Here is a 12,513-nt window from a genome sequence, read left to right as displayed (position 1 = left end):
CTAGACCACTATCAAGGATTCGTTATCATCGTTGCACTTGACTTGAAAATTGAGGTTAAGTTCTTTGGCTCAACTGTCCGAGTTTTGTTGATTGTCCTAGCTCGAACTTGGTATTTCTTAACAATATTATTGATTGCTTGCTTCGAGTATCCCTTAGGCTGGTCCATTATTTTGACGTCTAGCTGACTTAAGAATGCCATTATTGGCCCATTTTCCTGGGCATATAGGAGCATATTGGCGCTGCCGTTATTATAGATACCAAACACTTCCAGAACATTTCGAGAGAAAGAATAGCTTCCACCCATCTTTCCTAATCCCAGAAGAAAAACAAGGCTGACAAGAACCTTTGTGATCCGGCTCGGCCAAGATTGAATCACCTTACTTGCACGACGCTCAACCAAAACAATCGCGACCACCACAAGAACTAGTCCGATCAAAACACCCCAAACAACAAGTGGATTAACCAAACTAAGAATTTCCTTAAACGACCCTAACTCGGCCATATCAGACGGAACAACCGGTGTGGCACGACTAATGATTTTAAGTCGGTTGGCAATCGCATACACGAGGCAAAATGCATTAATCGTAATCACGGAAAGCCAGTAACGGTTCGTGAACGCCTCGAGAATCCAGTATGCAGCACCCATAATCAGGACCGTACCAAGAATCTTGAAAGGATAACTTAAGACAACGGTTGAAAAAATACTGTCTGTCTTGTGAGTCATCAACTCAGTCATCTGCAATGAGGTACTCATTAGCAGCGTTGCAATTGCCTGGGTGACGTAAAACGTTCCGAAAGCCACAATAGGGCGATAATACTCAGACCATATCCGTGAGAATATATCTCCAGCATGATTGCGTAGTAGCCCTAAGGCATCCCAAAAATCGGTATGCCAATATCTGTCGAACCTCTTCCAAAGCTGAAAATGACGAATCAGACTCACGACAACAACTGTCACTATGACAAGAAAGACCGCCACAATTAAAGACGCCACAGGAGCTGCAACCACCCGAAGGCCCCCAGGCAAGAATCGTTTCACACGATTCAAGGTTCCACCAAGATAGTTAGAAAAAGGACTATAAGAAGCTGTAAAAAGTGCAACTAACACAGCGCCTTGGCTAAATGATAGTAACTTTGACTTCTCACCATGTTGCGGACGGAGCCCTGGTAACTTTTCGAGGACTTGAAGCAACCAAATAGCCGGACCGACCGTGAGCGGCGAGAACATTGTAACGAAGCGAATGGAGTTCACCATTGCCATCTGGCGACTCGATAATGCCCAACCCATGAACAACAAGGAGAAAACAGCTATGGCCAGCAACCACAGAGATTTATTCGAAAGCCACTCCGGCCGTCTGGTATGAATTAGAGCAATGCACCCGGCGATGAAAATACCAGTAAACGTGGCACCATTACCAAAATGTAAAATATCCAAGTTAAAGATGATATCGAGTGTTAATAAAATCCAAACTAAAAGACTAAAGCGTTGGTCTGAAGCTCGTTTCTCAATATAGGGCTCTAGAAGAATAAACACAATTAACCCAGAAACCATCGGAAAAGCGTTTCGACTGATCAGAAAAACCGTATTATACAGAGAAGCATGCCACATCTGACTATTTAAAACCAATAGCCCGGTTAGCAGAACAATACCAATCCAAACAGTGGTCAGCCAGACTTTCATTGCAGCTGCTACTGTTTGTCGACGTCGTACAACTAACCCCATGGCCCAAATCAGGGCTGTCATCGCCAATATCCGGAGTCCGTACGCAGAGAGGACACCTAATGCCCACTTAATGTCCATACCCTTTGTAGAGATAGTGTAAAGCCAAACGCCGTTGTCCCCAAAGGCTATCTGTGAAAAAATTACAGCGGTCGCAAAAACGATTCCGAGTACTGTAATGGCCAACCTCATTTTTAAAGGCCTATCACTTTTCGATGAATTGCTACTCATAAACGTCACCTGATAATTAAACAAATTTTGCAAACTAAAAGTAATTATAACAGAGTCTCCAAATATTTAAGAATTAACTCCGACAAAAGCAGGACTGTAAATCACATAACACTTTATCCAGTGTTATGTCAGAGTCGGTGAAAGCTAATCGTTCTTCGCTGCTCAAAATTTTTCCTCAATCAGAGGCTAAGATGGGCTGCTAGATGCAGACTAAAACTTTACCGACTTGACCATGATTTTGCTGGCAAAATAGTCAACCAATCAAAACCATAAGCCTCAAAATAAGGTACGTAGTTCATTTGTACTGCAAATGAACTACCGTAATAAGTAAGGCTCAGCTAATCCACTTTCCGCACCGGAGTATGCTTAATAACAATCAAGACCCCCCTTCACTTCAGTTTCGGCTCAGCGTCGCCCAGAACTTCTTCAAATCAGATACCGTAGGGAAAAGGCAACGGTTGAACCAACTAACTGGTGGCGTCAAGCAAATCGCGATTGCTAAAATTGTGATAATCATTATGACGCAGAATGAGCTTGGAATTACTTGCTTCAACAGCCCGTCAACGTTCAGCAGATCCTCTAACAAACGCACAATGACGATGTGAAAAGCATATATTTGCATTGTTTTTGCTCCAAGCAAGGTATAAAAGGTATGCCCGTACGGAACAAGCGAAAAGAACGCCAACATCATCACAGTAACAACAAGATAATAACCCAGTCGAATCAAGCCACCCCAGACAGGTACGACAGAGGTCCCATATTTAAAAGACATCCGGTTTGTCAGGAACAGCCATAAAGAACCAAGATGAGGTAGAAGAACCCAAATGGCCGCAAAAGCCAGCGTAAGAATAACTAACCCAACCAGTAACAGCCGCTTGTTCTTAAACTTTTCAGCAAGATCACGGGGATTAGTCAACACCCCAGCATAAAAAAAGGGAAAGAACGCAATGGTTCTAGATAAGGCCATAAAATCGCCAATTTGTGCGATATAGCCTGCAATACAAGCAATCACTATTGAACCGAGTAGGACGTTTCTCCCACTAAATCGCTGAAGAAAAATAGATACTATCTGAGCCAAAAAGAGCGTTAGAAGATACCAAGGAACTCCACTTTCCATTAATAAAGAAAATGATTTCCAGGCCTGCGCCAGGGCTGAGAACTGAGTGACAATCAGAAGAACTTTGAGCATCAGATAATATTCAAAATAAAGAAATATTCTCGAATAACGGTGTTCTTTGATGTTTCGCTTAGAAAAAAGACCGCTAACAAAGATAAAAGCAGGCATATGAAAGACGTAAATAAAAAAGCCGACCGCCCCGATAAAGCCGCCACTACTTCCAAATCGATCTATGACATGTCCCAGCACAACAAAACAAATTAAAATGAACTTCACATTATCCCATTTAGCAACTCGTTGACTCATTTCGCACCCTTGAATAATTGACTCGTTAATCTACTACAATAACGATCTAAGCTCTTGAAGAAAAAATCATTACAATCATTTGCTGATATCATGGCTGATTTTTGAATCCATCTCTCGTTCCTTTTTATAATAGATATGAAATTTTTGCTTCAGGAAAAATCTTACCAACATAGAACCCAATGATTCCAAGAGATAGCAATTGAACCCCACCTAGGAAAAGAGTAATTGCGACCATTGAAGTCCATCTGGCAAATGGCACTCCCAGATGGAAAAACAGACTATGACAAATATCCGCACGAACACTGCACCCAAGCAAGCAACCCGCAACGAGAAAAATAGCATCCAACGAAGCTTTTAAACAAGGCAAAAAACGTTGCTAGAATGCCCAGAGCGTTTCCAAGCAGACCACAAGCAGGCCAATATTCGAAATTCGAATTATTTAATCGTCTGAATAAACGCTCGAGTGGATCTGGTATCGCCTATCACCAACCAGACCACTTCTGGCTGCTTTGATTCCGGGATAGAGAGCCGAGAACGACTAAAAAATATCGCTAGTATGTTCGTAAATATACATCAATGTCCGGAGACCTATCAGGGTCTTATCTTCTGAACCAACGTTTCTCCTGCTCTTGATGCGCAACAGTTTTCAACCGGACTTCCACCGCTCTGGCGGCCGGAGGTCCAGTCTGTTGCTTGTTACAACATGGCACTACACTTTATCGCATTTGGCCTCTACACCGGGATGTAAAAAGACCAAGCCGACTCGCGTCAACCTGGTCAGTGAATCACAGCATATACTTCGCGTCGGCCTCATGATCCTCACTTGTAAGAATCTTTGGTCCGTCATTCGTAATAACCAAGGTGTGCTCATACTGGGCGCAGTCAGAGCCATCAGCAGTGACGTAATATTCCCAGTCATCGTTGGGCACCTGCTTAGCCTTGATCTTCCAGGTCCCAGTGGTGATCATCGGCTCAATCGTGATGGTCATCCCCGCCTTAAGGCGAAGACCATGGCCCGGTTCACCGTAGTGAGGAACGTTTGGCGCTTCATGCATGGTCGGCTGAATACCATGACCAATCAGCTCACGAACATCGCCATAGCCCATCTCGTCTTCGGTGTAATGCTGAATCGCATAACCGATATCGCCAAGCCGATTACCAACGACTGCTTGGTCAATGCCGAGATACAAGGCTTTCTTAGTGACTTCCATCAACTTTTGACGTTTCGGTGAAATCTTACCAACTGCGTATGTCCAAGCGGAGTCGGACATATAGCCTTGCCAGTTAACTACCGTATCAACGGTGACAATGTCACCATCCTTGAGGTAAAGACCCTTACGAGGAACCGAATGCGCAACCTCATCGTTGATGGCGACACAAGTGGCGTACTTATACCCCTCAAACCCCAGCTCAGCAGGAATGGCTCCGTGAGATTCAATGTACTCGCGGCCAACTTTTTCAATTTCCCAGCTTGACACCCCGGGCTTGATGATTTTCTTCACGGCATGATGCATGCCCGCAAGAATCTCCCCAGACTTGGCCATACCTTCAATTTCACGATCAGACTTTAATGTGATCAAAAACTTGCATCTCCCTAATTATTTTACTGATGCGACGTACTTGGCCAAACCATCTTCAAGCGGCGTGTGCGTCATGAAACCTAGTGCGTTAATCTTCGAAGCATCCGCAAACGAATCGTGAATGTCACCGGAGCGCCCTGGCTTGAAACTAGCATTTAATTTCTTGCCCGTCAAACTTTCCAGCTGCTTGGCAACCGTCATTAGACTGGTTTGCTTACCATTGGCAATGTTGAAAACATCATTTCGGGCCGCTGGCGTCTGTAATAAACCACGAATGGCATTGACGACATCACCAACATAAACGAAGTCCCGGGTTTGTGACCCGTCCCCAAAGAAGGAAAATGGTTTATCATTTGTTAGGCAGTCCAGCATAATCGACAGCACCCCACTGTAAGGTGAGGCTGGGTTCTGCTTAGGCCCATAAACGTTGAAGAAACGCGCACAAACCATCGGCATATCATACAGCCGACCATAGTTAATGATAGCCCGCTCAGTCGCATACTTATCAACTGCGTATTGCGTGAGCGGCTGAACCGCCTGATCCTCGCGCTTCGGCATCTCTGGTAGCTGACCATAGACCGCCGCACTGCTTGAAAAGAAGAGCTTTTTGAATGGCAGCTTCTCTCGGCGAAGCGTCTCAATGATGTTCAGATTGGCTTCTTGATTGACCTGATGTGTTTCGTAGGGCCGCTCAACCGAATCGGCCACACTGGCAATTGCAGCAAGTAAAACATAGTAATCAAACTTGTTTTCAATCACCAACTGACTCATGAACTCATGATCCGTAATCGTGTGCTGAATAAAAGTGACACGATCCGACTGCGGAATGTTGTTCACACTGCCCATGGATAAATCATCGACCACTGTGACTGTCGTGTCTGGTGCCTGAAGCAAAAGCTCAACCAGGTTTGAACCAATAAATCCGGCTCCACCTGTGATTAGATAACTAGCCATACGACGCCTCCATCAGTTAGTAAATACTCCATTAGTAATTTTAACACAAACGGCCATCCCTCAACGGTCTGGCCACAAAGCAATATTTTAGCAGACGATCAGGAAGGAAAAATCTTCACTTTAAGAATCCGCAAAATGTCTCTCAGCTATAGAGAAATAGGTGATTACTGCCCTGTACAGAACCTTTATAAGCAGTACTCCGGTAGACTAACCTATGAAAGTCGAGCAAGAAATCTTTCAAAAACACATTAAATCTGCTAGATCATTCTTCAGTACTGACCCGCACACAGAATGTGCTCAGACAGACGACTACTGTTCCTTTAGAAGAAGCATATCTGCTATAATCATTCGGTTAGAATGAGCATATCAAGACAAGCAAAACAATGAAGGGACAATAAATAATGCCAACTGCAAAAATTGTTTACGCCAGCCTAACTGGCAATAATGAAGAAATCGCCGATATCGTGGCGGAAGAGCTTGAGAAGTACGGCTACACCGTTGATGCTACCGAAGTCAGCCAGGCCATGGCTGAGGATTTCAAAGACGCAGAAATCTGTGTCACCGCAACTTATACATACTCTGACGGGGATGAAGGTATCCTGCCAGACGAATCACTAGACTTTTATGATGACTTAAAGGAAACCGATCTTAAAGGCAAGGTTTACGGCTGCTGCGGCAGCGGTGATCACTTCTACGACGATTTTGCGACCGCCGTCGATGACTTTGACAAGGCCTTCGCCCAATCTGGGGCGACTAAGTGCGCTGACAACGTCAAAATCGACCTCTCCCCTGAGGCCGACGACATCAAAGCACTCGAAAAGTTCACCAAGCAACTAGTCGATAAAGCCAAAGAACTGAATGTCTGATTCGCAGACTTGAATCAATCTTTGCTAGAAGACAATTAGCTTGTGCGCTGCTGATTCTTCGCGGTACAATGACCACATTAAAGGAGGCACGGTAATATGAGCATTTATGATTACACTGTCACTCTGGAAGACGGCACCAAGTACCCACTAAGCAAGTATCGCGGTCAGCCCATGGTCATTGTTAACACCGCCACGAAATGCGGCTTTGCCCCACAATTCGGCCAACTGGAAGAAATTTACAAGCAGTTTCAAGATCAGGGACTCATCATTCTGGGCTTTCCTTCTGATCAGTTCCACCAGGAAATTGGCGATGGTAAGGCAGCCGCGCAGGCCTGTCGCACCACGTATGGCGTCACCTTCCCAATGCATGAAGTCGGACCGGTTAACGGCGAAGACGCCCAGCCGCTGTTCAAATTTTTGACCGAACAGGCACCAGGCGCTTTAGGCTCAAAGAAAATTAAGTGGAACTTCACCAAGTTCCTAGTCGACCGCGAAGGCAACGTGATTGAACGATTCGCCCCAAAGACGAAACCCAATGACATGCTTCCAGCCATTAAAAAGCTGCTATAAATCACGAAAGGACTCACCCAACTGTCAGTTGCAGTCGAGCAAGTCCTTTTTGCGTTGGCCCGTGGGTGAATCCCACTGCTCAATTTTTACTTAAACAAGTCATCCGTCCGCCGTGCCACCAGTTCATCTCGGTTTTTCCGCATGAAATCGTGGACTTTCCCCTTACTACTCTTAGGGTGCCCGCCGTAGTACTCAGCAATGATGGCGTTGACGACAACCCCGATCAACCACAGCATCGCCATCACGTCCAGCCACAGCAGCAAGGCAATCACCGTGGACAAGGTGCCATAGGTGGAGATTCGGGTGCCGAAGTGGCGCATGTACCAGGAAAAGACTTGGCCGAGCACCAACCAGCCGACCACGGTGAATGTCCCCCCAGGCAGGATCGTCCAAAATTTGATTCGAGCGTTGGGGAGAAAGAAGTCGATGACGAAGATGATCAGGAACAGTGACGACAACGTTACCGGCCAGCGCCAGGTGTTAAACGTGTCGAGCCACGCCGTCGACAAGTGCAGCAACGGAACAAGCCACTCAAGAAACTGGCGACCAAACGTGTACATCACCATGACCCCACCCAGCATCAGCACCAAGATAAACAGCATCAGCATCGAAAGCAGCCGCTGCACCAGATAATTCTGCCGCGGCTTGACGTCATACGCGCGGTTAAATCCGGTTTTCAGCCCATTCACCGCGAGGCCTGCAGTCCATAAGGTGACCAGCCCAGCGGCGGAAAGTACTGAACCGGACGAGGTAGCAATCAGGTTTTTGATAATGGGATTGATAAAGTTCATCACGTCGGTCGGAATCACTTGGGTCAGGTATCCTTGGATCTGAGCGTAGCTGAACCCAAAAAATGGCAACAGGTTCCCGACCACAATGAATATTGGAAACAGTGAAAGCAAAGTATAGTAAGCCAGTGCAGCTGACATGACCCCGATCTGCGCATCCATCACGCGGTCGTACATGAGCTTAATTGCCTCACGTAGCTTGATGCCGCGAGAGACGCGGATGCTGGCCAAGGGAATCTGCCCTGAATGCACGGCCTGCTTCTGGGCCTCAGTAAGTTTCACTTTTCGCCTACTGCTGTGCTTGATCACCGCTTTTGGCCCACTGCTGCTCATCACTGTTCCCTCCCTTCACCACCGCCATCTTCTTTGATTATACCAAACTAACAATCGCCCACGTCAGGAAAGTGTATAGGTCGCCGAAAAGTAGGCGGCCACGAGTTTCTGCGCATAAAAGCAGCCCGACCGCCGCAGTGGCAGTCGGGCTGTTGAATGCTGACCACGGCCAACCGGCCTCGTGGCTGAACCTGGCGGCTATTTCAAATCAATCGCCGTCTGCAGCGCCTTCAGCGGATCCGTGCTGGACACCGTGTAAAGGGCATTGCCCTCACGCCAGGACACCGAATTATTCCGGGTGTTAGTGGTCGTGGTGGTCAGGCTGATGGCGCCGTGCCCAGCCGGCACCGGCAGCATCTCTTTGCTCAGCAGACTGGTGACTTGGTTCGCCAGCGGCAGCGGTTTTTCGCCGTTGATGGTTGAGGACTGCAGCGACAGCGACCAGCGCCCTTCCGCCCAAGTCAGGTAAGTTGAACCAGCCGCACCTTCCTCGGTGGCGGTCAGATGATCGCCCACACTGACGGTCGGCAGACCCGCCTGGACCGCCCGATAGTTGATCTGCGCCTCGGCAGCGGCGGGGGTCGTGTACGTTGTCTTCTTAATGGCGACCGGTGCGATCAACCCGTCCAAACTGGCATCGTTGAATGGCAGCGCGCGGCCCTCGCTCAGGTACAAGCCGTAGTTTTGGCTGTTGCCAATGGCTTGCACGTTCAAACTCTTGCCGGCCGCCGCCGTGTAGCTGCTCGGGAACTTAGCCCCAGGTAGTTTTGCTTGCACGGCCTGCTTCACCTGGGTCAGCCGGTCGACCGGCTTGCTGCTGGCCGTTGCAGGACTGCTGCTGGTACTGCTGGAAGACGCAGCCGCCTTAGACGTGGTGGCCGACTGCGCCGTTTTCTGACTCTTATGCTTTTTAGTCGCCTTTTTGACGACCTTGCTGGAACTGGCCTTGCTGCTGGATGAATCGTTTGTGCTGGACGAATTGCCGCAGGCCGCGGTTCCCAAGACCAAGAGCGCCAGTGGAATAATCAGAATGCTTTGTTTCATGATTGTTCGCCTCCAAGGTAAATTGCTTGCAAGTCTATTGTAACCGAATTCACGGCCACGAGCAGTGATTCCGGAGACGTCTTACACAAACGTTAAAATCGGCTGAGCAGGCCCTTATAGGAAGTCAACCAGGGTCAGCGTCAACTGGTTAGGCCGCACGAGGATGAACTCGTACTGGCCAGCATGCAGGAAAAACTGCTGCACTGCTGGTACCGGCGCGTCGAAATAGGCCGCGTAGACAAACCGCCGCGGCTGCATGTGCAATGCGAGCCCAAGACTCGCGTGCGCGACCAACTGCGCGGCCTGGGCCGCGAAGATGCCCCTTTGAAGCGTGTCGTCTGGCGCCACCGCACTGGGCAACGGCTGCCATGCATCTGAAAAACTGAACAATAAGCTGATCAGCCCCTGGTCGGTGACCGTGATCACCGGCCGTTCAGCAGCCATTTCCACCACCAGCGCACTGAGTGTCGTCGCCATCGCCAAGCCCCCGCTTTTCCTTTTTGAGCCCAGCGTAGGGAGTTTTGGCCAGTGAGTCAACGAATTCGACTCCAGCAAAAAGGCGCCGCATCGACCGGCGCCTTGAAGCGCTCAACTGTCATACTTCTCAATGAACGCCGCGTAGTCGGCCGTCACCTGGTGCAGGTAATCCTTGGCCCAGTGCTGGATCGCGGCGTCAAAGTCCTTGTTCATGTAGCCGGCGGCCACGGCGGCCATGGGACTTTGCGCGTGCGCCATCGCCAGCAGGTACCCGCACACCCGGCAGTAGGCCTGGTACTGGGTCCACGACAACGCCGAAACGTCGATCGACCCTTTCATGTCGCGGAACTGGCGAACGTAAAAGCTTTTGCCGAAGGCGTTGAACCAGCCCAGGAACGGATCCGAGGCCTTTTGCAGAATCTGCGTGGACGAAATGATGCGCTGGCCTTCGCTGACTTCCTGGTTCAGCGTGACTTCCAAGCGCGACGGCAGCAGGTCCCGGCGCCTTGGCAGCGCCTCTTTGACCTGCAGAACCAGGTGCGAGCCGCCCAGCCCTGTCAGCAGCATCAAATAACTGCTGGTGCCAAAACTGCCAATCCCAACCGAGTGGCGAATGATGTCGGTAATGTGGTACTGACCAAGCAGCAGCGCCACATCCGCGCGGGTGGTTTGCTGGTACTGCAAGAACCCGTGCATCATCGCAATTTCTTGCCCTTGCTCAAGGTGAACCGACCTTGGCGGATCGTCCTTAAAGCGCAGGTGGGTGCCGTGCATCACGGTGAACTTCTTGACGACCGACTCGTTATCGCGATTGGCCGCCTTTTTGACCACGTCGCGGACAAACTGTGCATCCTCTTCGGCCGGCAGCTCGGCCACCAAGTTGTCGACCGCTGTGCTGGCGTAAAACCGTTCCAACGCCCCGGTCTTGAAGGCCTTTTTCAACGTCTTGCGGTAGGTGCGCGCGACGTCTTTCACCAGCTGATCGACCGCCGCCTCGCCGAAGTGCTCCTGGCCGCCGAAAAGATAAATCGACGTGGTCAGCCGCTTGACATCGAATTCAAAGGAGTTTGGCGCAGCCTCATCGAAATCGTTGAGGTCAAACAGCATATTGCGCTCAGGCGACGCGTAGAAGCCGAAGTTCTGCAGGTGGGCATCCCCGTCCGTCAGCACGCGCAGGTGCGACTGCGGCTCGTGGCTGAGGTCATAGGCCATTAGCTCCGCGGTTCCGCGGAAAAAGGCCGCTGGGTTGGCCCCCATTTTCTGGTGCCGCTGCGGCAACAACTCCTGGATCAGGTTGGCCTCAATCGCGTCAATAAACGCCACCGGGTCTCGCTGAATGATGGGCCGATCGCCCAGCGAAGACAGCGGCACAGTCTCCCGCTGCGCCTTGCCCAGATCATGTAAGGCGGCGATGTTGGTGATGTTGGTCTGCCGCTGAAGCTTCTTGAGTTCTTCGATCATTTCCGCTCGCATAAAATCACCCGCTTTCCGCTTTCAACTTAGCGCAAGCAATAAACTTGTGCAAGCGCATAAAAAAAGAAAGCCGGAGCGACTCTCTCATGGTGCTGACATTATTTATTCTGCTTTTTTCAGTGCGGCGCGCAGATCCATTTTGACGGAATCCTTGGCGAAGCGCTTGTTCACGATGAAGTCGTGAATCACGGCCTGCAGGATCTCGATCATCTGCTCCCGCGAGATCTCAATGAAGTCCGGGGCCATCAGGTTGGCGATGCCGGTCGCAACGATCCACAGCCCAGAGATGGTGTTGCGCCGCTGCTCCTCACTGATTTGTTCCGCCGGCGCGTAGTCGTCAAGCCGCTCAATGGCAGTGTGGAAGGCAAACTCCCGCATGTCCTCGACCCCGAAGTGATCCTCGATGAACACCGCCCGGTAAAGTGCCGGGTTATCGAGCGCAAAATTGATGTACGCCAGTCCCAGATCCACGATGGGATCGGTGGTGAAGCGGCGGCTCATTTTGACTTCCAGCGTCTGCTTGATTTCGTCCAGCACCGCCTGCTTCAGATCCGCCATGTTGGTGAACTCGAGGTAAATCGGCTGCGTCGAGCACCCCATTCGCTTGGCGATGTTGCGCGCAGTAAAGTGTTTAAAGCCCTCTTCGACCACCAACGCATACGCCGCATTAAGAATTTGATCATGCGTAATTGTTTTTTTCCGTGCCATAATAGTTCCCCCTATTTGCCGGATATTCTATTGAAACATAAACCCCCTACACAAAATGCTTACACTTACCTCGTTATTTTAACAGATTAGGGTATAAAGACAATGAATATCTAACAATTTTTATAATAATGTGATGGCCGCTGTAACCTTTGGTGTCTAAGCTTCACCCGCTATCTTTGCCTGGGTGAACAACTGTTGTGCACGCGTTATCTTGAGGCGTGATCCGGACCGGCGCAGTGTTGTGAAAATCGCGGAAAAACCACCCTGACGATAAGAAAACAAAAACTCATTCCCCAGTTTACAATTCAAGTGCAACACCTTAGCGACTAGACCAAAAAGGCCATG

General features: G+C 49.4%; 12 protein-coding genes. 2 read left to right on the top strand and 10 right to left on the bottom strand.

Annotation, left to right across the window (positions count from 1 at the left end):
- Nucleotides 1–11: 11 nt before the first annotated feature.
- The 4 genes from FC75_RS08445 to FC75_RS08430 all read right to left on the bottom strand — a co-directional run bounded on the left by FC75_RS08445 (nt 12) and on the right by FC75_RS08430 (nt 5,909).
- Nucleotides 12–1,952, bottom strand: a complete 1,941-nt coding sequence (locus tag FC75_RS08445; protein WP_056989634.1) for a hypothetical protein — start codon at nt 1,950–1,952, stop codon at nt 12–14.
- Nucleotides 1,953–2,346: 394 nt separating this feature from the next.
- Nucleotides 2,347–3,375 (bottom strand): acyltransferase family protein, encoded by a 1,029-nt coding sequence (locus FC75_RS08440; RefSeq protein ID WP_056989633.1) that lies wholly within the window; start codon nt 3,373–3,375, stop codon nt 2,347–2,349.
- 785 nt (nt 3,376–4,160) lie between these two features.
- A complete protein-coding gene (gene map, locus FC75_RS08435) occupies nt 4,161–4,955 on the bottom strand; it encodes a type I methionyl aminopeptidase (protein WP_056989632.1) in 795 nt (264 codons plus the stop codon).
- A gap of 18 nt (nt 4,956–4,973) precedes the next feature.
- Complete coding sequence (locus FC75_RS08430) at nt 4,974–5,909, bottom strand: NAD-dependent epimerase/dehydratase family protein (protein WP_054665389.1); 936 nt, start codon at nt 5,907–5,909, stop codon at nt 4,974–4,976.
- A gap of 401 nt (nt 5,910–6,310) precedes the next feature.
- On the opposite strand from FC75_RS08430, the gene FC75_RS08425 reads away from it, so the two are divergent.
- Together FC75_RS08425 and FC75_RS08420 are read left to right on the top strand one after the other, a co-directional pair.
- The gene (locus tag FC75_RS08425; RefSeq protein WP_054665386.1) at nt 6,311–6,775 is read left to right on the top strand and encodes a flavodoxin; all 465 of its coding nucleotides are present in this window, start codon (nt 6,311–6,313) and stop codon (nt 6,773–6,775) included.
- A gap of 96 nt (nt 6,776–6,871) precedes the next feature.
- Entirely contained in the window at nt 6,872–7,345 is a 474-nt protein-coding gene (locus FC75_RS08420; protein ID WP_054665383.1) for a glutathione peroxidase, read from the top strand.
- Nucleotides 7,346–7,431: 86 nt separating this feature from the next.
- Here the strand turns inward: FC75_RS08420 and FC75_RS08415 are convergent, their stop codons facing one another.
- The 6 genes from FC75_RS08415 to FC75_RS13005 form a co-directional block, all read right to left on the bottom strand.
- Nucleotides 7,432–8,466: a YihY/virulence factor BrkB family protein gene (locus FC75_RS08415; RefSeq protein WP_056989631.1), complete on the bottom strand. Its 1,035-nt coding sequence runs from the start codon at nt 8,464–8,466 to the stop codon at nt 7,432–7,434.
- Nucleotides 8,467–8,664: 198 nt separating this feature from the next.
- Nucleotides 8,665–9,510 carry a hypothetical protein gene (locus FC75_RS08410; protein ID WP_054665380.1) on the bottom strand — a complete coding sequence of 282 codons (846 nt, stop codon included), beginning with the start codon at nt 9,508–9,510 and terminating at the stop codon, nt 8,665–8,667.
- A gap of 114 nt (nt 9,511–9,624) precedes the next feature.
- A complete protein-coding gene (locus tag FC75_RS08405; RefSeq protein ID WP_054665376.1) occupies nt 9,625–9,987 on the bottom strand; it encodes a hypothetical protein in 363 nt (120 codons plus the stop codon).
- Between the two features lie 111 nt (nt 9,988–10,098).
- Nucleotides 10,099–11,448 (bottom strand): DUF2252 domain-containing protein, encoded by a 1,350-nt coding sequence (locus FC75_RS08400; RefSeq protein WP_056989635.1) that lies wholly within the window; start codon nt 11,446–11,448, stop codon nt 10,099–10,101.
- A 114-nt stretch (nt 11,449–11,562) separates the two neighbouring features.
- A complete protein-coding gene (locus FC75_RS08395; RefSeq protein WP_056989630.1) occupies nt 11,563–12,168 on the bottom strand; it encodes a TetR/AcrR family transcriptional regulator in 606 nt (201 codons plus the stop codon).
- 156 nt (nt 12,169–12,324) lie between these two features.
- The coding region (locus tag FC75_RS13005; RefSeq protein WP_235808722.1) for a hypothetical protein at nt 12,325–12,513 on the bottom strand (189 nt) is incomplete at its 5' end.

It is taken from the genome of Lacticaseibacillus camelliae DSM 22697 = JCM 13995, from assembly GCF_001436615.1.
Classification (GTDB): Bacteria; Bacillota; Bacilli; order Lactobacillales; family Lactobacillaceae; genus Lacticaseibacillus; species Lacticaseibacillus camelliae.
Note: the sequence above shows the minus strand (reverse complement) of the source record. Positions and strands in the feature narration are given on the sequence as shown.